This window comes from Mycobacterium sp. (assembly GCF_035633495.1).
GTDB lineage: Bacteria > Actinomycetota > Actinomycetes > Mycobacteriales > Mycobacteriaceae > Mycobacterium.
This window is the reverse complement of the sequence record NZ_DASQEU010000096.1, coordinates 1-20,589: the sequence shown is the minus strand read 5'-3', so window position 1 is coordinate 20,589 and position 20,589 is coordinate 1. Positions and strand designations below refer to the sequence as shown.

The 20,589-nt window shown below is 66.5% G+C and carries 17 protein-coding genes and 1 rRNA gene; 11 read left to right on the top strand and 7 right to left on the bottom strand.

The window, feature by feature from the left end; translation table 11 throughout:
- The first annotated feature begins 18 nt into the window (after positions 1 to 18).
- Positions 19 to 131: ribosomal RNA gene (gene rrf / locus VET27_RS14725) — 5S ribosomal RNA — on the top strand.
- A gap of 71 nt (positions 132 to 202) precedes the next feature.
- On the opposite strand, the gene VET27_RS14720 is transcribed toward rrf, so the two are convergent.
- Positions 203 to 706 (bottom strand): methylated-DNA--[protein]-cysteine S-methyltransferase, encoded by a 504-nt coding sequence (locus VET27_RS14720; RefSeq protein ID WP_526519325.1) that lies wholly within the window; start codon positions 704 to 706, stop codon positions 203 to 205.
- Positions 706 to 2,205 (bottom strand): AlkA N-terminal domain-containing protein, encoded by a 1,500-nt coding sequence (locus VET27_RS14715; RefSeq protein WP_526519323.1) that lies wholly within the window; start codon positions 2,203 to 2,205, stop codon positions 706 to 708. The genes VET27_RS14720 and VET27_RS14715 overlap by 1 nt, the downstream gene beginning before the upstream one ends.
- A 249-nt stretch (positions 2,206 to 2,454) precedes the next feature.
- On the opposite strand from VET27_RS14715, the gene VET27_RS14710 reads away from it, so the two are divergent.
- From VET27_RS14710 to glsA, 3 genes are all read left to right on the top strand, one after another.
- Positions 2,455 to 3,096: a hypothetical protein gene (locus VET27_RS14710; RefSeq protein ID WP_526519322.1), complete on the top strand. Its 642-nt coding sequence runs from the start codon at positions 2,455 to 2,457 to the stop codon at positions 3,094 to 3,096.
- A 66-nt stretch (positions 3,097 to 3,162) separates the two neighbouring features.
- Complete coding sequence (locus VET27_RS14705; protein WP_526519320.1) at positions 3,163 to 5,232, top strand: hypothetical protein; 2,070 nt, start codon at positions 3,163 to 3,165, stop codon at positions 5,230 to 5,232.
- 21 nt (positions 5,233 to 5,253) lie between these two features.
- A complete protein-coding gene (gene glsA / locus VET27_RS14700; RefSeq protein ID WP_526519318.1) occupies positions 5,254 to 6,540 on the top strand; it encodes a glutaminase A in 1,287 nt (428 codons plus the stop codon).
- A gap of 1 nt (position 6,541) precedes the next feature.
- Here glsA and VET27_RS14695 read toward each other — a convergent pair whose 3' ends face one another.
- Both VET27_RS14695 and VET27_RS14690 read right to left on the bottom strand, forming a co-directional pair.
- Positions 6,542 to 6,844 carry a hypothetical protein gene (locus VET27_RS14695; protein ID WP_526519316.1) on the bottom strand — a complete coding sequence of 101 codons (303 nt, stop codon included), beginning with the start codon at positions 6,842 to 6,844 and terminating at the stop codon, positions 6,542 to 6,544.
- A 92-nt stretch (positions 6,845 to 6,936) separates the two neighbouring features.
- A complete protein-coding gene (locus VET27_RS14690; RefSeq protein WP_526519314.1) occupies positions 6,937 to 8,541 on the bottom strand; it encodes an adenylate/guanylate cyclase domain-containing protein in 1,605 nt (534 codons plus the stop codon).
- A 47-nt stretch (positions 8,542 to 8,588) separates the two neighbouring features.
- Between VET27_RS14690 and nucS the strand changes: the two genes are divergently transcribed.
- Positions 8,589 to 9,260, top strand: coding sequence for an endonuclease NucS (gene nucS, locus VET27_RS14685; protein WP_526519312.1), 672 nt, complete (start codon positions 8,589 to 8,591; stop codon positions 9,258 to 9,260).
- A gap of 17 nt (positions 9,261 to 9,277) precedes the next feature.
- Complete coding sequence (locus VET27_RS14680) at positions 9,278 to 9,574, top strand: Rv1322 family protein (protein WP_526519310.1); 297 nt, start codon at positions 9,278 to 9,280, stop codon at positions 9,572 to 9,574.
- A gap of 10 nt (positions 9,575 to 9,584) precedes the next feature.
- On the opposite strand, the gene mce is transcribed toward VET27_RS14680, so the two are convergent.
- Positions 9,585 to 10,058, bottom strand: a complete 474-nt coding sequence (gene mce, locus VET27_RS14675) for a methylmalonyl-CoA epimerase (protein ID WP_526519308.1) — start codon at positions 10,056 to 10,058, stop codon at positions 9,585 to 9,587.
- Positions 10,059 to 10,139: 81 nt separating this feature from the next.
- On the opposite strand from mce, the gene VET27_RS14670 reads away from it, so the two are divergent.
- The 3 genes from VET27_RS14670 to VET27_RS14660 all read left to right on the top strand — a co-directional run bounded on the left by VET27_RS14670 (position 10,140) and on the right by VET27_RS14660 (position 12,652).
- On the top strand, positions 10,140 to 11,321 hold the full coding sequence (locus tag VET27_RS14670) for a thiolase family protein (RefSeq protein WP_526519305.1): 1,182 nt from the start codon (positions 10,140 to 10,142) through the stop codon (positions 11,319 to 11,321).
- A gap of 64 nt (positions 11,322 to 11,385) precedes the next feature.
- A complete protein-coding gene (locus tag VET27_RS14665; protein ID WP_526519303.1) occupies positions 11,386 to 11,748 on the top strand; it encodes a DUF3817 domain-containing protein in 363 nt (120 codons plus the stop codon).
- Positions 11,749 to 11,761: 13 nt separating this feature from the next.
- Entirely contained in the window at positions 11,762 to 12,652 is an 891-nt protein-coding gene (locus tag VET27_RS14660; RefSeq protein WP_526519301.1) for a tetratricopeptide repeat protein, read from the top strand.
- A 101-nt stretch (positions 12,653 to 12,753) separates the two neighbouring features.
- On the opposite strand, the gene glgB is transcribed toward VET27_RS14660, so the two are convergent.
- Together glgB and VET27_RS14650 are read right to left on the bottom strand one after the other, a co-directional pair.
- Positions 12,754 to 14,961: a 1,4-alpha-glucan branching protein GlgB gene (glgB, locus tag VET27_RS14655; RefSeq protein ID WP_526519299.1), complete on the bottom strand. Its 2,208-nt coding sequence runs from the start codon at positions 14,959 to 14,961 to the stop codon at positions 12,754 to 12,756.
- Complete coding sequence (locus VET27_RS14650; protein WP_526519297.1) at positions 14,958 to 17,057, bottom strand: maltotransferase domain-containing protein; 2,100 nt, start codon at positions 17,055 to 17,057, stop codon at positions 14,958 to 14,960. Before VET27_RS14650 ends, glgB begins: the two co-directional genes overlap by 4 nt.
- A gap of 158 nt (positions 17,058 to 17,215) precedes the next feature.
- On the opposite strand from VET27_RS14650, the gene glgP reads away from it, so the two are divergent.
- Together glgP and VET27_RS14640 are read left to right on the top strand one after the other, a co-directional pair.
- Entirely contained in the window at positions 17,216 to 19,825 is a 2,610-nt protein-coding gene (gene glgP / locus VET27_RS14645) for an alpha-glucan family phosphorylase (RefSeq protein ID WP_526519295.1), read from the top strand.
- Positions 19,822 to 20,589, top strand: a 768-nt coding sequence (locus VET27_RS14640) for a Vgb family protein (protein WP_526519293.1), incomplete at its 3' end; no start/stop codon positions are given. The genes glgP and VET27_RS14640, both read left to right, overlap by 4 nt.

Here is a 20,589-nt window from a genome sequence, read left to right as displayed (position 1 = left end):
CCGAAAATAAAATAGAGTTACGGCGGCAACAGCGGCAGGGAAACGCCCGGACCCATCCCGAACCCGGAAGCTAAGCCTACCAGCGCCAATGATACTAACCATCCGGTTGGAAAAGTAGGACACCGCCGAACACCCTTTAAGTCCTGAGGCCCCCAATTTCGATTGGGGGCCTCAGGCATTTTCATATGTATTTCTCGAATTGTCAGTCGAACAATGTCGCGACTGGAGACGTACGATTCTTCTCCATTGCCAGGAGTTGCCGCTTCCGATCTAGTCCACCGCCGTATCCCGTCAGGCTGCCGTTGGCTCCGATCACGCGATGGCACGGAACGATGATCCCGATCGGATTGTGGCCATTCGCCAGGCCGACCGCCCTTGACGCGCCGGGCACACCGATCTGGCGTGCAATTTCGCCATAAGAGCGGGTCTCGCCGTAAGGAATGGTAGTTAAGGCAGCCCATACGCGAAGCTGGAATTCCGTACCGACCAGGTCGAGATCGAGGTCGAAGTCGACGAGATCGCCCGAGAAGTACACCGACAGCTGTGCGGCGGCATCTCCGAACATCGCGTCGTCGGCTTCCCAACCCTCGCGGCTGGGTTCATACGTCTGCTCGACCATCCGCAGGTGCCGAAGCCGGCCGTTCGTGCCGGCCAGGGTAAGTGGCCCAACCGGACTGTCGACGGTTCGGTAATGCACGGTGTTCATCACTTCTCCTTAGCGGCCGTCTTTGGCGGCCAGTTGTTGACGTCGTGCTCGAGCGCCGTCCAAAGGTGTTGGGTTGCATAGGCCCGCCACGGTCGCCAACGGCCGCTGTGTTCGGTCAGCGCCCGCGGATCTGCGGGCAGGCCGAGGGCCTTCGCTGCGGCCAGCACGCCGAGATCGGTCACGGGGAACGCATCGGGGTCGCCCAACCCGCGCATCGCAATCACTTCCGCCGTCCACGGCCCGACGCCGGGCAGCGCGAGCAGTTGCTCGCGGGCGCGGTTCCAATCGCAGCCCGGATCGAGAACGACGTCCCCTTCGGCGAGGGCGCGGACGAGTGCCACGAAGGTCCGCTGCCGGGACTTGGGGAAGGCGAGGTGCGCCGCGTCGATCGCGGCGAGCTGCTCAACGCTCGGGAACACATGTGTGAGAGGGCCTTTGGCGTCGTCGATGGGCGATCCGTAGATCCTCGCAAGACGTCCTGCATGCGTTCGCGTCGCCTTCACCGAGATCTGTTGTCCGATGATGACGCGCAGTGCCAGTTCTGATTCGTCGACCGTGCGCGGGATGCGCTGGCCTGGCGCCTTGGCGATCAACGCGGTCAACTGTGGATCCCGGCCGAGGGCGTCGACAATCGCCTCGGGGTCGGCGTCGAGATCGAGCAATCGGCGGCATCTGGCGATGGCAGTCGACAGATCGCGGAAGTCGTCCAAGGTGAGCTCACAGTGAACGTGGTCTGGTCGCGGGGTCAGGCTGACGACGCCGTTGCCAGACGCGAGCCTCAACGTGCGGCGGTAGGCGCCGTCGCGAAACTCCTCGACTCCGGGGACGCCGCTCGCCGCGAGGTGCCCGAACAAGCCTTCGTACGCGAACGGCATCCGGACCGGCAAGCGCAGAACCAACACGCCCGACCCCGTCGACTTCCCTGGGCCGAAACGTGTTCGCGCGCGCTGCCGCAGCGCCGTCGGCGTCAGTGCGGTCACGGACATCAGGGTCTCGTTGAATTGGCGAATGCTGGAGAACCCCGATGCGAAGGCGACGTCGCCGAACGGCAGGTCCGTCGTCTCGATCAGCACCCGAGCGGTCTGCGTGCGCTGCGCCCGCGCCAGTGCGAGTGGATTCGCGCCGACTTCGGCTTGCAATAGCCGTTCGAGTTGGCGGGTGGTGTAGCCGGTGCGCGTCGCGAGCCCGGTGACGCCTTCACGGTCGACGGTGCCGTCGGCGATCAACCGCATGGCGCGTGCCACGACGTCGCCGCGGACGTTCCATTCCGGCGACCCGGGAGAGGCGTCGGGCCTGCAGCGCTTGCAGGCGCGAAACCCCTCTCGCTGGGCGGCTGCCGCAGTCGGATGGAAGCGGACGTTGCGCGCAAACGGCGGCCGTACGGGGCAACTGGGCCTGCAATAGATCCCGGTGGTCAGTACCGCCGTCACGAACCAGCCGTCGAAGCGGGAGTCCTTTGACTGGACGGCCCGGTAACAGCGGTCGAAATCCTCGTGCATGCTTCGACGATTACACGTCGGGGCCGAGATGACTAGCGGAAAAACGACATGAAGGTCGTACCTGGCGAGTCGGCGCCCCGCCCTCCGATGACATGACCGGGCGAGGAATGGGTAAGGAATTGCCCATGGCCCTCATCCCCGTGCCCCACCGCCGAGATCGACGACGCCGACGTGGCATGCGCCTTGAGTCGTGCCGTGCGGGTCATCAACCCCGTGGTCGACGTGCTGTGAGGGGCCGATCCGTTCGGTTTGAAGGGACGCAGCCACCACCTCGGCGCCGCGGACGGCTCGGTCGACAAGGCGCTCGACGCGCTGGCATGGGTACTCAACACCGCGGACGTTCCGGGCACCCAGGCGTGGGAGGACATGAGTCTGGACGATCGGGTCAACTGGTGGGTACCACGGGTCGGCGCCTTGGACACCGTCGTGGTCGCCTTTCCCGGTTTCCTCAGCGTGGTGGCAGCCCGTCTGCCCATTCAGGACGTCCTCGGGTTCACCAATCAAGCGATCGTGCTGTGCGCCGTGGCGCGTGAATGCGGCGTCGACGACTACGGACAACAGGTTCGACTTCTCGCCGCGGTGATGTGCGGCCGTGATCTCGGTGCCGAGGTCGACGGGGGTGACACGGAGCCATCCCCGCCTCCACACTCGACTCAGACGGACGGGATGCCACCCGCCTTCGTGAAGGCGCTGTGGCATCTGGCGGGGCTGATGCGCGCGGTCGGCGGCGAGATCGTCAAGCGGCCACGGCCGCGGCGCATCTTCCGTTGTCCGGGGATGTTGCCCGCGGTGGGTGCCGTCGCCGACTACTTCGGTGAGTACGGCGCGTTGGTACGCGCGGCCAAGGCGGGACGCACGTGGATCGAGCATCGACCGATCACCGCCGCTTGACACCACAACGGTGCTATAACCAGATTGGGGGTGTTACCCACATCACGGAGTAGAGCGTCAGTGTCGATGCCGCACGAGCAGTCCCGTCAAGCGCCGATCAAGGGCCATGCCCGGTACGTCGGCCGGGTGGGCGCCCTGGCCGTCGCATTGGGCATCGGCGCGGCCATCGCCAACAGCCCGGGTATCGCCTCCGCCGACGAGGGCGAGTCGGGCTCGTCGTCCAGTTCATCTGCTTCCTCGGCATCCGGCGCCACCAACGACCCCTCGTCGACGAAGACATCGGCGGAGACGCACAACTCCGCCACCGTCGACCATAAGCAATCCGACGGCACGACCTCGGATGGGAACGATGCGACCAACGAGGTCGCTTCGACACGCGAGCCGACTACGGCGAACGCCGCCCGCGTCGCGCCCAAGAAGGCCAAGCGGTCGACCACCACGCCTGAGGCTGCCGGCGCCGCCGCTCCGACGTTGGACAGCGAGACGAGTGCGCAAGAGGTCAGGCGCGTGCCCGAGAGGGCCGCATCCGTTGACACGGCCCCGCCCGCGACCCCTCCGGCCGCGGTCCGCACCGCCGAGGCGACCAGCGACACCCCGGTGTCACCGCCGCGCGCTCCGATGCTGTGGGCCGCGCTGGGCTGGGTGCGCCGGGAGATCGGGCACGGCGCAACCCCCGCCCCCGCCGCGAGTACCGCGGCGGCGGCGTCGACGACGACGTCCCTGATGCAGCCGACCGCGTCCATCACCGCCACCAGTCCGCTGGGCACCCAGCAGCAGCTCGACGCCGAGCGGGTGGCCGCCCGAACCGCCGACACGTTGCCCGTCGCGCTGATGAAGCTGGTGCTGCAGTTCGGGTTCCGTTGGGCCGCCCAGCAGCAGTTCGCGCAGGTCGGTGGTCCCGATCAGGGGAACCTCGATCAGCTCGCGGCCGCCGTCGACGAATACGCCATGGGGGCGGCATTCCAACAACAGATCCTCAACTCCAACGATCCCACCGTCGTGATGCAGGTGGCGCCACCACACACCTGGTACGGGCTGGCGGTGCCCGGCTCGCGGATCCTGTACGACAACCCCGACACGATCTACCGGTTCATGGGTGTCAACGCCGCATCCTCCTACGTCATCCGAGGGCAGTTCACCGGCGACCGGCCCGCCGACACCACCTTCAGCGTCCTCACTGGACTGTCCGGCAACACCGCCTCGGTCCTGAGCGGTCACGACCTCGAGGTCGACTCGGACGGCAACTTCACCATCACGGTCAGCCGCGACGCCGCTGCGCCGGGACAGACCAATCATATTCAGCTGACGAATGATTCGACCCTCATCGCCACGCGGAACACGTTGTCCGATTGGGGCACCGAGGTTCCGATTACGTTGTCGATCGTGCGCGTCGGCGGCCCGCCGAACAGCCTCTTCAGCCAGCTGGGCGGTTTCGCGATTCCGGGCCTCGGCCCGTTGGTCGTCGGCAGTCCATTGCTCACCGCGCTGGTGTCGTTGATCCCGCCGCTGGCCGATCCGCCCCCGCTGCTGCGGGGCGCCGTCGCCGCCGTCATCATGGCGCTGGGCATCCAGCGCGAGGCCACCTACATGGCGGTGGCCACCACTGATCCCGAGACCGGACAGCAGATCCCGCCCAACGTACTGAAGGACCCGGCGCGCAACGCGGAATTCCTTGCGACCCAGCTGCAGAGCGCGGGCTACTTCCAATTGGCCGACGACGAAGCGTTGGTCGTCACGATCGATCCGGGCAACGCCGGCTACTTCGTACTGCCGGTGACCAACGACTGGACCATCTCCAGGGACTACTGGAATCAGCAGACCAGCCTGAACAACTCGCAGGCGATCGCCAATTCCGACGGCACCTACACGCTGGTGATCTCGAAGACGGACCCAGGTGTGGCGAACTGGGTGTCCACGGGCGGCCTCAACCAGGGGACCATCTCGATGCGGTTCCAGGATCTCGACCCCGGTTCGACGGATCGTCCTACGGTGAGCTCGCAGCTCGTGTCGCTCGACCAGCTGGCCACCGCCGTGCCCCCGGGCACGGTGTACTACACCGAGGCTCAGCGCGGAGCCCAGCTTGCCACCCGCAAGGCGGGCTTCGACAACAGGTTCGCGCCGTACCCCCAGCCGTAACCGAGAACCTACAATTCGAGCGTGGCCCAACTGGTACAGCGTTACCTGGACCGAATCCTCGACGAACACCGACCGGTGACCGACGGTGCGCTCGCCAGTTACATCCCCGAGCTCGCGCGCGTCGATCCGAACGGGTTCGCGCTGTCGCTGTCGTCGGCCGACGGCTACGTCTACGAATGCGGCGACGCACGAGTCGAATTCACCATTCAGTCGATCTCCAAGCCGTTCACGTACGCGTTGGCGCTCGACCGGATCGGGCAGGAAGCCGTGGACGCCAAGATCGGAGTAGAGCCCTCCGGTGAGGCGTTCAACGAGATCAGCGTCGACGAGACCACCAAGAAGCCGAAGAACCCGATGATCAATGCCGGCGCCATCGCGGCGGTGTCGCTGATCCCGGCGCGTTCTCCCGACGAACGATTCGCCATGATCGCCGAGTTCTACTCGGCGTGTGCCGGTCGTCGGCTCGAGTTCGACCACGACGTCTACGCGTCGGAGAAGGCCACGGGCAGTCGCAATCGCGCGATCGCCTACATGCTTCAGAGTTTCGGGGTGCTCGACGACGATCCCGACGACGTCCTCGACGTGTACTTCCGGCAGTGTTCGTTGAACGTCACGTCGACCGACCTGGCCCGGATGGCGGCCACGCTCGCCCGCGGCGGCGTGAATCCGCTGACGGGACGGCGGGTGACCAACGCCTCGGTCGTCAGGCGCACGCTCTCGGTGATGGTGACGTGCGGCATGTACGACGCGGCGGGTGACTGGGTCAGCGCCGTGGGCATGCCCGCCAAGAGTGGGGTGGGCGGTGGCATCGTCGCGATCCTTCCCGGCCAACTCGGCATCGGCGTGTACTCGCCGTTGCTCGACGCCAAGGGCAACAGCGTGCGCGGAGTTCGCCTGTGTCGCAGTCTGTCCGAGCAGCTCGGTCTGCACTTCCTGACGGTGGCCCGTGACTCGCGAGCCACGCTGCGGGCGGTGTACGAGCCGCGCGACGGCATCCGCGTCTATGAGACGCACGGCGATCTGCTGTTCAGCGGGGCCGAGCAGGTGGTCCGCACCGTCGACCGCGAGCGCGAGAACTTCGCGGCCGTCATCCTCGACGTGTCGCGGGTGGACGACATCGACGACGCCGCCCGAGAACTGCTGTCCGGCACCAGCACTGCGTTGCGCGCGGAGGGCAAGGTCGGGTATCTCGTCGATCCGCGGGGGATCGTCATCCGAAACGAGCTGGAGTACGAGGCGGTCCGCTACGCCACGGTCGACGACGCGGTGCTGGCAGCAGAGAACGCCCTGCGAGGCGAGCGGGCGTGAGTCACCCGTGCGTGAGCGGACACGCGACGTCGACGTAGATCGTCGTGGTCGTCGTCGGGTCCGGGGTGGGACCGCCGGGGTTGTGAATCGACGTCACGGTGCACGTGGTGAGCAGCGAGGTGTCGCCGGCCGGAGCCCCATTGACGTTGACGAGGTAACCCTGTTCCTGCAGCTGGTCGATGACGGCTGCCGCCGATTCACCGTCGATGTCCGGATCCGCCACGCCGGGCGAAGCGAGCCCGACTGCGGTGACCCCGCCCGCGGCGACCAACAGGGATGCGAGGAGTCGCGGTACGAGCGACATGTGGCCTGTCCTCTCGGCGATGGTGGGAACATCTGTGTCCCACCTGGGAGAATGCTCCGAGAGTAACCGCTGGGAGGCGCCGTTCCCGGCTTCTACACGGGCACGGCGAGCCGCGTCGGCTCGTCGTGGCCGCGCAGCGTCACTGTTTCACCCAGCGTCCAACGCGCGCTTTCGCCTTCGCCTGCGTGCGCCACGGTGGAAGACGAGGCGACGAGGTGCCCGTCGACCTTCTTCGCCAGCTCGCACAACCGGGCTGCCTCGTTGACCGGCTCGCCGATGACCGTGTACTCGAACCGGTCCTTGGCACCGACGTTTCCCGCCACCACCTGACCCGCCGCGACCCCGATTCCGGCCTGACACTCCGGCACCTCGCCGCGCAGTCGCTCTGCCATGCCACGCGCGGCGGCCAGCGCCTCGTCCTCGGCGTTGTGGAGTGAGACCGGTGCACCGAACACGGCCAGCACGGCGTCGCCCTCGAACTTGTTGACCAGCCCGTGATGCCGGTCCACCTCGTCGACGACGACGGCGAAGAACCGGTTCAGCAACTCGACGACCTCGACTGCGGGTCGGCTCGTCACCAGCTGCGTCGACCCGATGATGTCTACGAAGATGACGGCGGCCGGGCGCTCTTCGCCGCCGAGCCTCGGGCGTTCCTTCTCGGCGAGCGCCGCCACCTCGCGCCCCACGTGTTGGCCGAAGAGATCGCGGACCCGTTCACGCTCACGCAACCCGGCGACCATCGAGTTGAAACCACGCTGCAGCTGACCCAGCTCGGTGCCGTCGAAGACCACCACATTGGTATCGAGATCGCCCTGCTCCACCCGGTTGAGCGCGGCGCGGACCACCCGGACCGGAGTGGCGGTCAGCCAGGCCAGGATCCACATCAGGATGGCGCCGAAGACCAACGCGAACAGTGCGAGAACCACGATCGCCCAGGCGAACTGGGTGGGGGTGAGATTCTCCAGTGTCAACGCGAACACCGCGGCCAGCAGGATGCCGAGCACGGGCACGCCCGACCCGAGCACCCACACCAGCATGGTGCGGCCCATCACGCCGGGCGCGAATCGGCGCGGGGGAGGGCCCACCTCCAGCGCCTGGGCGGCCACCGGGCGCAGCGCGAACTCGGTGAACAGGTAGCAGCTCGCTGAGACGACGATTCCGGGGAAGCTGATGCCCAGCAGCCACTTCGGGACGAAATGACTGTCCGCGAGTCCGTACATCGTGGTGAGCACGACCGTGCCGGTGCCCCACAGGATCAGGAGCACGCGCGTCAGCCGCCATGGCGCGAAGAACGTGTTGTGCTGGTCTGCCTGCGTTGGCGTGCGTTCCTCGATCGCCCAGCGGACGTTGATCATCACGCGGCGGGTGGCCCAGAAGATGCCGACGATCAGCGCACCGAAGATGTAGACGGGCGCGGTGATGAAGGTGATCCACCGGACGTCCGGTGCGAAGACGTTCGGGCTCGGGAAGGCGACGGTGACGACGAGCGTCGCGACGCCGATCCCGATCAGGTTCGCGAACACGACGAACGTCGTGAGGATGACCTGGATGCGAATGCGGCGGCGGACCTGGCTCTCCGAGACACGACCGAGAATCCACGAGCCGTATTCGGGAGTGGCCGTCACCCGTCCGCTCTGATCGGTCACCGTCTCCAGGACCCGGCCCAGACGCTGGGCCGCGCTCTTCTTCTCGGTCATCGTGGCGTCAGCCTAGCTACCTCGGTCCCGGCATCTATTGTGGTTCGGTGCGCCTCGTCATAGCCCAGTGCACCGTCGACTACGTCGGCCGCCTGACCGCCCACCTTCCCTCCGCGCGACGGCTGCTGTTGTTCAAGTCGGACGGGTCGGTCAGCGTGCACGCCGACGATCGCGCCTACAAGCCGTTGAACTGGATGAGCCCGCCGTGCTGGATCGTCGAGGAAGCCGGTGGCCCCAGTCCGGTCTGGGTGGTGGCGAACAAGGCGGGCGAACAGCTTCGCATCACCGTGGAGGACGTGGAGCACGACTCCACCCACGAACTGGGCGTGGATCCGGGTCTGGTCAAGGACGGTGTGGAAGCCCATCTGCAGGCGCTGCTCGCGGAGCACGTCGAGCTGTTGGGCGTCGGCTACACGTTGGTCCGGCGTGAGTACATGACGGCCATCGGTCCGGTCGACCTGATGTGCCGAGACGAACTGGGGCGTTCGGTGGCCGTCGAGATCAAGCGCCGCGGCGAGATCGACGGCGTCGAACAGCTGACCCGCTACCTCGATCTGCTCAACCGTGACACCGTGCTGGCCCCGGTGAGTGGCGTCTTCGCCGCCCAGCAGATCAAGCCGCAGGCGCGCACCTTGGCAATCGACCGTGGGATACGTTGTGTGACTTTGGATTATGATCAGATGCGCGGCTTGGACAGCAACGAGTTCCGGCTGTTCTGACGCCCTACAATGGCCCCATGGCCAGGCGCCGCAACCCACCCCGCAGGCAGCGGTCGTTGCCGCCACTGCCAGAGTCGCGTCGCATCGAGGTCGGGCCCGACGGATACGACTACGACGTCAAGGCGGTCGCCGCATCGAGAGCGCTCAAGACCTACCGGTGCCCCGGTTGTGATCACGAGATCAAGCCGAGTGCCGCGCACGTGGTGGTGTGGCCTGCCGATGCCGGGGAGGCCGCGGTCGCCGACCGGCGACACTGGCATACGCCGTGTTGGAGCAATCGGGCGACCCGTGGGCCGACGAGGACGTGGTCCTAGTTGGTGCTCGTCAGTATTCTTCGCCAGCGGGCTCGACCAGCTCCACCAACACGCCACCCGAGTCCTTGGGGTGGATGAAGTTGATCCGCGAGTGCGCGGTGCCGCGACGAGGCGTGTCGTAGATGAGCCGCACGCCGTCTTCGCGCAACCGCTCGGACAACGCGTCGAGATCGCTCACCCGATAGGCGAACTGCTGCAGCCCCGGGCCGCGCTTGTCGATGAACTTGGCGATGGTCGACGTTTCATCCAGCGGCGACATCAGCTGAATCTGGGTGCTGCCCTTGGGGGCGCCACGGACCGACAGCATCGCCTCGCGGATGCCCTGATCGTCGTTGACCTCTTCGTGCAGGACGATCATCCCGAGGTAGTCGTGGTACCACTTGATCGCGACGTCGAGATCGGGCACGGCGATGCCGACGTGGTCGACGGCTGTTACCAGTGCGCTGGCGAGGGCCGGACGTGCACCAACATGCTCGGTGGTCATTTAGTCACGGTAACCTTTACCGGAATGTTTACGTAAGTGTGATAGGCCACATTCCTTGAACAAGGCCCTTGGAGGTAGAAGATGACGACGTCGGTAATCGTTGCGGGAGCCCGTACTCCGGTGGGCAAACTGATGGGTTCGCTGAAGGACTTCTCGGGTAGTGATCTGGGCGCGGTCGCCATCGCCGGAGCCCTGGAGAAGGCCGGTGTAGCGGCCTCAGCCGTGGAGTACGTGATCATGGGCCAGGTGCTCACTGCCGGCGCCGGACAGATGCCCGCTCGTCAGGCGGCGGTGGCCGCTGGCATCGGCTGGGACGTGCCCTCGCTGACCATAAACAAGATGTGCCTGTCCGGCATCGACGCGATCGCGCTGGCAGACCAGTTGATCCGCGCGGGTGAGTTCGACGTCGTCGTCGCCGGCGGTCAGGAGTCGATGACCAGGGCGCCGCATCTGCTGATGGACAGCCGTTCGGGATACAAGTACGGCGACGTGAAGGTCCTGGACCACTTGGCCTACGACGGTCTGTACGACGTGTTCACCGACCAGCCGATGGGCGCCTTGACCGAGCAGCGCAACGACGTCGACCAGTTCACCCGTGCTCAGCAGGACGAGTTCGCCGCCTCCTCGCACCAACGCGCCGCCGCGGCGTGGAAGGACGGCGTGTACGCCGACGAGGTCGTGCCGGTGAAGATCCCGCAGCGCAAGGGCGATCCCATCGAGTTCACCGAGGATGAGGGCATCCGCGCCAACACCACCGCGGAGTCGCTGGCCGGGCTGAAGCCCGCCTTCCGCAAGGACGGCACCATCACCGCCGGATCGGCATCGCAGATCTCGGACGGCGCGTGTGCCGTCGTGGTGATGAACAAGGCCAAGGCCGAGGAGTTGGGACTGAGCTGGCTGTGCGAGATCGGTGCGCACGGCGTCGTCGCCGGGCCCGATTCGACGCTGCAGAGCCAGCCGGCGAACGCGATCAAGAAGGCGATCGCCAAGGAGGGCATCTCGGTCGAGCAACTCGACGTCATCGAGATCAACGAGGCGTTCTCGGCCGTGGCCCTCGCCTCGACCCGGGAACTGGGCATCGACGGAGACAAGGTGAACGTCGACGGTGGCGCCATTGCGATCGGTCACCCGATCGGGATGTCGGGCGCGCGGATCACTCTGCACGCCGCCCTCGAACTGGCGCGGCGCGGTTCGGGGTACGCGGTCGCCGCCCTGTGTGGCGCGGGTGGCCAGGGTGACGCTTTGATCCTGCGGCGTTCCTGAACGTTTGCTTCCTGATCAACGACGCTACGTAGTAGCTGGTGCCGCGTTCGGGCACAATGGGGTCATGACAAGCACCTTCGATCGTCACAAGGCTGCGGGTTGGTTTCGGATCGTCGCCTTCGCCGAGGCCTTCACCTGGGTGGGCCTGCTGGCCGGGATGTACTTCAAGTACGTGGGAACTCCGCGCACCGAGATCGGCGTGAAGATCTTCGGGATGGCCCACGGGTTGGTCTTCGTGGCCTTCGTCGTGGCGGCATTGCTCGTGGGAATCGGGTTCAAATGGTCGGTGTCGACGTGGTTGCTGGCGTTGCTGGCGAGCATCGTGCCGCTCGGCAGTGTGATCTTCCTCATGTGGGCTGAGCGGACGGGACGCGTGAGCTTCGGCCGCGCCGCCGTGGCCACTCCGCCCGTCGCTGAAACGACGTGACAAACTTGTCGGTGTGACACGTCCACGACCTTCCGTTGGCCCCGCGCTAGCCGGTGCGGTTGACCTCTCGTCGCTCAAGCAGCCACCACCGTCCCGGGAGGGTGCCGCGGGCCCTGCCTCCGTCGGTCTCGACATCACCGAGGCGAACCTCGAAGCCGAGGTGCTCGCCCGGTCCAATGAGGTGCCCGTCGTCGTGCTGTTGTGGACGCCACGCAGCGAGGCCAGCGCACAGCTGGGCGACGTGCTGGCCGCCCTCGCGAATGCCGACGGCGGCAAGTGGGCACTCACCACTGTCAACGTCGATACCGCGCCACGGGTGGCCCAGGTGTTCGGCGTCCAAGCCGTGCCCACGGTGGTCGCCGTGACAGGCGGCCAACCCGTCTCGAGCTTCGAGGGCGTCCAACCGCCGGAGCAGCTGCGACGCTGGATCGACTCGCTGCTCAGCGCTACGGCAGGCAAGCTCGGCGACGGAGAACCCCAGGACGCCGAGGAAGTCGACCCCGCGCTCGAGCGGGCGCGCTCCCTCTGGGACAACGCGGAGTTCGACGACGCACTCGCTGCGTATCAGGCCATTCTGCATGAGCAGCCCAATCACGCCGAGGCCAAGGACGCACTCCGTCAGATCGCGTTCCTCAAGCGCGCGACCGTTCAGCCCGCGGACGCGGTCGCCGTCGCCGTCGCCGCGCCGGGTGACATCGAAGCCGCCTTCGCCGCCGCCGACGTCGAGGTGACACAGGACCTCGTGGTCGAGGCCTTCAACCGCTTGATCGGTTTGGTGCGGAGCACTGCGGGCGACGACCGGACGACGGTGCGCACTCGGCTGGTCGAGCTCTTCGAGCTGTTCCCGCAGGACGACCCGCGAGTCATCGCCGGCAGACGCAACCTCGCCAACGCGCTGTACTAGCTTCCCGCGCCACCCCCACCACCTGCGATTTGGGCGCGCTAACTGTCGCTCAGCGAACGTTTGCGCGCCCAAATCGCGGGGTGGTGGCGGGGGGCGGGGGGCTAAGCCGGTTCGAACCACACCGCGGCCAGCGGCGGCAGCACCATGACGGCCGACGCGGGGCGACCGTGCGATGGCTCTTCGGTGGCCTCGACGGCGCCGAAGTTTCCGATGCCCGAACCGTTGTAGACGTCGGAATCGGTGTTGAGCACTTCGCGCCAAGTCCCCGCGTGCGGCAGGCCGAGTCGGTAGTGGGAATGCTCGGCGCCGGAGAAGTTGAACACACAGGCCAACACGGACCCGTCGTCGCCGTACCGCAGGAAGCTCAGCACGTTGCTCGCCGAGTCATTCGCGTCGATCCACGAATAGCCCTCCGGACTCGTGTCCCTCGACCAGAGCGCCCGGCGGGTCTTGTAGACCTCGTTGACGTCGCGGACCATGCGCTTGATGCCGCCCGAGAATCCGTTCTCGTCCAACTGGAACCAGTCGACGCCGCGCTCCTCGGACCATTCTGCGCGCTGGCCGAATTCCTGACCCATGAAGAGCAGTTGCTTGCCCGGGTGCGCCCACTGATAGGCGAGCAGACCGCGTAGGCCTGCCGCCTTCATGTGATCGTCCCCCGGCATGCGGCCCCACAGCGTGCCCTTGCCGTGTACCACCTCGTCGTGACTGATGGGCAGCACGAAGTTCTCGCTGAATGCGTAGATCATCGAGAACGTGATCTCGTGATGGTGGTAACTGCGGTGAATCGGATCACGCTGGATGAAGGCCAGCGTGTCATTCATCCAACCCATGTTCCACTTCATCGAGAAGCCAAGGCCGCCAAGGTTGGTCGGCCGAGTCACGCCGGGCCACGACGTCGACTCCTCCGCCACCGTCACGATCCCGGGAGCAATCTTGTGAACGGTCGCGTTCATCTCCTGGAGGAACTGCACCGCCTCGAGGTTCTCCCGGCCGCCGTAGACGTTGGGACTCCAGCCGCCCTCGGGGCGGGAGTAGTCGAGATAGAGCATCGACGCGACGGCGTCCACCCGCAGCCCGTCGATGTGGAACTCGTGGAGCCAGTAGAGCGCGTTCGCGACCAGGAAGTTGCGCACCTCGGCCCGCCCGAAGTCGAATACGTATGTGCCCCAGTCGAGTTGCTCGCCACGCCGAGGATCGGAGTGCTCGTACAGTGGGGTGCCGTCGAACCGGCCCAGTGCCCACGCGTCTTTCGGGAAGTGTGCGGGCACCCAATCGACAATCACGCCGATACCGGCTTGGTGCAGCGTGTCGACGAGATAGCGGAAGTCATCGGGGCTACCCAGCCGCGAGGTCGGCGCGTAGTACGACGTGACCTGGTAACCCCACGAGCCGCCGAAGGGATGTTCGGCGACCGGCAGCATCTCGACGTGGGTGAAGCCCTGCTCGACGACGTACTGCGTCAATTCCTCGGCGAGTTGGCGGTAGGACAGGCCCGGCCGCCACGACATCAGATGCACCTCGTAGGTGCTCATCGGCTCGAACACCGGGTTCTTCAGCGCACGTTGCGACATCCAGTCGTCGTCGCTCCACGTGTAGTCGCTCGTGTTGACGCGAGACGCCCGCTGCGGCGGCACCTCGGTAGCGAAGGCCATGGGATCGGCGCGCTCGGTGACGACGTCATCGGCACCGTGGACGCGGAACTTGTAGAGGCCATCGGTCGGGAAGCCGGGCCAGAAGACCTCCCACACGCCCGTCGAACCGAGCGTGCGAAGTGGAGCCTCGTTGCCGGCCCAGTGGTTGAACTCGCCAATCAGGCTGACACCCTTGGCATTCGGCGCCCAGACGGCGAAGGACACGCCATCGACGACGCCATCGGGGGTGTTGAAGCTGCGCGGATGGGCGCCGAGTATCTCCCACAGCCGTTCGTGCCTGCCCTCGGCGAACAGGTGCAGGTCGATCTCGCCGAGGGTCGGTAGGAATCGGTACGGGTCGGCAACGGTGTGAACGTGGGGAGTGCCGTCCTCGCCGGGGTAGCTGACCTCGAGTCGGTAGTCGGCGAGGGCGGTGTACGGAACCGCCACCGCGAACAGACCCGATTCGACGTGGGTGAACGTGAAGCGTTCGGTACCGACGATCGCGACCACTTCCCGAGCGTTCGGACGGAGCGTACGGATGACGGTGTGGTCACCGTACTCGTGCGCTCCCAGCACCGAGTGAGGGTCGTGGTGGTGGCCGCCCAGCAGGCGGCCGAGGTCTGCGTCGTCGGGGCGCAGGTGGGCAGTGGCGATTTCATTGGTGCGGGTCATGTGATTTTTTCCCTCCGCAGCAGCTCGAGCCGCTTGTCGGTCGGTATTTGCGGCATGTTCAGGACGTGGGCGACGGACCGGGCGGGGTCGATGCGGACGAAATTGGCGCGACCCCATTGATATTCGTCGCCGGTGATTTCGTCGCGCACCCAGAATCGGTCGTAGTCGGCCATTCCCAGTGCGCCCATGTCGAGCCAGAGGGTGGACTCCTCCGGACCGAAGGCGTTCAACGTCAACACCACCAGCACGCAGTCGCCACTGATGGGGTCGAACTTGCTGTAGGCCAGCAGCGCGTCGTTGTCGATGGTGTGGAACTTGATGGTGCGCAGTTGGCTCAGCGCGGGGTGCAGCTTGCGAATCTCGTTGAGCCGCGTCAGGAACGGCTCGAGAGAATTACCCGACGCCAGTGCGGCCTCGAAGTCGCGTGGCCGCAACTGGTACTTCTCGGAGTCCAGGTACTCCTCGCTGCCCTCGCGGACGGCCTGGTGCTCGAACAGTTCGTAACCGGAGTAGACACCCCAGGTCGGGCTCATCGTCGCGGCCATCACCGCGCGAATCGCGAACATGCCGGGGCCACCGTGCTGAAGGCTCTCGTGCAGGATGTCCGGTGTGTTGACCCACAGGCTCTGTCGTGCGTAGTCGGCGTGTTCGGCGATCTGCTCGCCGAACTCGGTCAACTCCCACTTGGCCGTGCGCCAGGTGAAGTACGTATACGACTGGGTGTAACCGAGTTTGGCCAACCCGAACAGCCGCGCCGGGCGAGTGAAGGCCTCGGCCAGAAAGAGCACGTCGGGGTCGACGTTCTTCGCCTCCCCGATGAGCCAGGCCCAGAAGTTCGGCGGTTTGGTGTGCGGGTTGTCCACCCGAAACACCTTGACGCCGTGCGACATCCAGAATTTGACGACACGGAGCACCTCGGCATAGATGCCCGCCGGATCGTTGTCGAAGTTGACCGGATAGATGTCCTGATACTTCTTCGGCGGGTTTTCGGCGCATGCGATGGTGCCATCGGGGAGAATCGTGAACCACTCGGGGTGGTCCCTGGCCCACGGATGGTCCGGCGCGCACTGCAGCGCCAAGTCGAGCGCGACCTCGAGGCCTTGTCCGCGCGCTTCGTTGACGAAGTCGTCGAAGTCGTCGATCGTGCCGAGTTTCGGGTGCACTGCGTCGTGCCCACCCTTGTCACTACCGATCGCCCACGGCGAGCCCACGTCCTTCGGTGCCGCGGTCACGCTGTTGTTGCGACCCTTGCGGTGCACCTTCCCGATCGGGTGGATCGGCGGGAGGTACACGATGTCGAAGCCCATCCTCGCAATGCGCGGCAACGCCTTGCCAGCCGTCGCGAACGTGCCGTGCACGGGCTTCCCGTCGCCGTCCCAACCACCCGTCGACCGGGGGAACATCTCGTACCACGCGCTGAAACGGGCCAGTGGCCGGTCAACCCACACGCCGTACTGCTCTCCACGGGTGATCAGTTCACGCAGCGGATACTCGTGCAACAGCGCCGCCACCTCGGGCGCGAGAGCGGCACCTGCGCGGGTGAACGGGTCGCCCGGCGTGCGCAGGTTCTCCGCCGCTTCCATCAACGGGTAGCGGTCCTGACGCGGTACACCGGTCGAGGCGCGCTCGAGCAGGTGCGCACCGATGAGTAGGTCGTTGTTCAGTTCGGACTCGCCCTGCCCGGCGTTCAGCTTGGCCGTGACGTTCTTGCGCCACGTGGCGATCGGATCGCCCCAGCCGTCCACCCGAAATGTCCACAGGCCGACGGCGTCGGGGACGAACTGGCCGTGGAAGAAGTCCGGTTCTCTGCCGGGCTCCATGGGAAGTCGCTGTGGCTTGACCCGCTGCGAACCGCCGACGACCTCCCCGATCGGCACGGCTTCGACGTGAGTCGTCGCCAGACCCGCGGGTACCGCGGCGAGTTGGGGGTAGGCAGTTCCGTGATACCGCACCACCAGCGTCGCCGACACCGCGTCGTGGCCCTCTCGCCACACCGCCGCCTTGATCGGGATCACTTCGCCGACCACGGCCTTGGCCGGATACCTGCCGTTGGAAACCACCGGCGCGACGTCATCGATCTCGATTCGACCGGCCACCACTGCTCCTTACGCCCCGGCTCGACCGTGGGCTTTCGTGTGCTTGATTACCTTGTCGCGCCCTATACCCACCGTAGTGTCCGGCTCAACCCCATGGGCTGGATGTCGTCATGATCAAGTTCCTGCGCGGTCACGTCCAGTCGGTAGGGTGAAGTCGCGTGAAGGCACTCCGGAGGTTCACCGTTCGCGCCCAGCTACCCGAGCGTCTCGCGGCGTTGGAGCGGCTCTCGGTCAACCTGCGATGGTCGTGGGACACGCCCACGCGAGATCTGTTCGCCACAATCGATTCCGACTTGTGGGACCGGTTGGGACAAGACCCGTTGGCACTACTCGGCGGGGTCAGCCCAAGGCGGCTCGACGAGCTTGCTGGCGACGAGGCGTTCCTGGGTCGACTCGACCACCTGGCGGCCGAGTTGGACACCTATCTGACCCGGCCCATGTGGTTTCAGGAACAGGAGGCGGCGGGAATCTCGCTGCCGACGGGCATCGCGTACTTCTCCATGGAGTTCGGCGTTGCGGGGGTGCTGCCGAACTACTCGGGCGGCCTTGGAATCCTGGCGGGCGACCATTTGAAGTCAGCATCTGATCTGGGGCTTCCGCTGATCGCGGTGGGGCTGTACTACCGATCGGGCTACTTCCGGCAGTCGCTGACCGCGGAGGGTTGGCAACACGAGGACTACCCGTCACTGGATCCACAGGGTCTCCCACTGCGACTGCTGACCGATGCGAGGGGAGATCCCGTGCTGGTCGGTCTGGCGATGCCGAACTCCAGCGAGCTCAAGGCCAGGGTGTGGATAGCGCAGGTCGGTCGAATTCCGTTGCTGCTCTTGGATTCCGACATCCCCGAAACCGAACACGAGCTGCGCTCGGTGACCGACCGGCTGTATGGCGGTGACCAGGAGCACCGCATCAAGCAGGAGCTGCTGGCGGGCATCGGCGGGGTGCGGGCGATCCGTGCGTTCACGGCCGTCGAAGGGTTGCCGGAACCGCAGGTCTTCCACATGAACGAGGGCCATGCCGGTTTCCTCGGCGTCGAGCGGATACGTGAACTGGTCACCCACGGCGGACTCGACTTCGACACGGCGTTGACCGTGGTGCGCTCGAGCACGGTGTTCACGACCCATACGCCGGTCCCCGCGGGCATCGACCGGTTCCCCGTCGAGATGGTCGAACGGTACTTCGGCAGTCCGCCGGGCAGCCTGTCCGGCGCGTCGTCTGAGCTTCTGCCAGGCGTTCCGTTGGACAGGATCATCGGCTTCGGCACCGAGGACGACCCGTCGAAGTTCAACATGGCCCACATGGGTCTGCGGCTGGCCCAGCGCGCCAACGGTGTGTCCTTGTTGCACGGTCAGGTGAGCCGGGGCATGTTCAACGATCTGTGGCAGGGGTTCGATCAGGACGAGGTGCCCATCGGCTCCATCACGAACGGCGTACACGCCCCCACCTGGGCGGCGCCGCAGTGGCTGGAACTCGGCCGCGAACTCGTCGGCGAGGAGGGGTTTCGCTCACCCAGCGAGCCTGCGGTCTGGGAGCGGCTGCAGCAGGTCGACCCGGGGCATCTGTGGTGGATCCGGTCCCAGCTCCGCGAGTTGCTCATCGACGACGTTCGGCGCCGGCTGCGGCGCTCCTGGCTAGAGCGCGGAGCGTCGGACGCCGAACTTGGTTGGATTGCAGACGCTTTCGACCCCAACGCGCTCACCGTCGGATTCGCCAGGCGGGTGCCGACCTACAAGCGGCTCACGTTGATGCTGCGGGACCCGGACCGGTTGGAGAAGCTGTTGCTCGACGACCAGCGGCCGGTGCAGTTGATCGTGGCGGGCAAGTCGCATCCCGCCGATGACGGTGGCAAGGCACTGATCCAGCAGATCGTTCGGTTCGCCGACCGGCCCGAGGTGCGGCACCGCATCGCGTTCCTGCCCGACTACGACATGTCGATGGCCCGGTTCCTGTACTGGGGTTGCGACGTATGGCTCAACAATCCGCTGCGGCCGTTGGAGGCGTGCGGCACGTCGGGCATGAAGAGCGCGCTGAACGGCGGTCTCAACCTGTCGATCCGCGACGGGTGGTGGGACGAGTGGTACGACGGTGAGAACGGCTGGGAGATCCCGACGGCCGACGGCCTTGCCGACGAGGCCCGGCGCGACGATTTGGAGGCCTCCGCCCTGTACGACCTGCTCGAGAAGTCGGTGACGGCAAGGTTCTACGAGCGCGACGAACACGGGATCCCCCGTCGATGGATGGAGATGGTGCGGCACACGCTGCAGGTGCTCGGGCCGAAGGTGCTGGCGTCGCGCATGGTCCGCGACTACACCGAGAAGTACTACGCACCGGCGGCGCGGTCGCTGCACCGCACCATCGAGGCGGTCGACGGCGTGCCCTTCGGCGCGGCGCGCGAACTCGCGGCGTACTGCGAGCGGGCGCGAAGTTCCTGGCCCAGGGTGCGGATCACCGACGTCGACAGCTACGGGCTGCCCGACACTCCGCAGCTCGGCTCGGAACTGACGTTGACCGCGACGGTGCATCTCGACGACTTGCGTCCCGACGAGGTGGTGGTGCAGGCCGCCGTGGGCAGGGTCGACGCAAGCGACGCGCTGCTGGATCCCATCACGGTGCCGATGGCCCACACCGGCTCCGCCGACGGCAACGAGATCTTCTCGACTACGACCCCACTGCAAGTGGCGGGCCGGGTCGGCTACACCGTCCGGGTGCTGCCCCACCATCAGCTGCTCGCCGCCGACAACGAGCTGGGTCTCGTCACGCTCGCGTGAGTCGCATCTTCGAAGTCGCCGTCGACGGCGGGCCGTATGCGCTCGCGGCGGGATCCGACGGCGCCATGTGGGTGACGCTGGTGCACCGCGGCGCGATCGCGCGGGTCACCCAGGACGGGGGACTCGAGGTCCATCCGGTGGCCGAGGACAGCAAGCCGTCGATCATCACTGCCGGACCCGACGGTGCGCTGTGGTTCACCCGCGCAGGGGACGACCAGATCGGACGAATCTCGACCGCCGGTGAGCTCACGGCGTTCGAGCTGCGCAACGGCAGCGCGCCGTTCGGCATCACGGCCGGGCCCGACGGTGCGTTGTGGTTCACGGCGACGGGCACCGGCGTCATCGGCCGGATCAGCGTCGACGGCGAGGTCAGCGAGGTGGCGGCCCCGGGCGGGATGCCGTCGATGATCGCCACCGGACCGGACAACGCGCTGTGGTTCACGTTGAATCAGGCCAATGCGATCGGCCGACTCGACCGCGGCGCGGTCACGCTACGCAAGGTGCCCACACCGGGCGCGGGCCCGGTCGGTATAGCGGGCACTCACGACGACGCGGTGTGGTTCACGGCGATTCTCGCCGACAAGGTCGGGCGCATTCCGATGAACGAAGCGATGCAGGAACTGGACCTGCCGGGCAAGCCGCACGCGGTGATCGCCGATCCGTCGGGCGGGGTGTGGGTCAGCCTCTGGGGTGCCGACCAGATCGCCAGGGTGAGCGCCGACGGCGACCTCGACACCATCGATCTGCCCGCGGGCAGTGAGCCG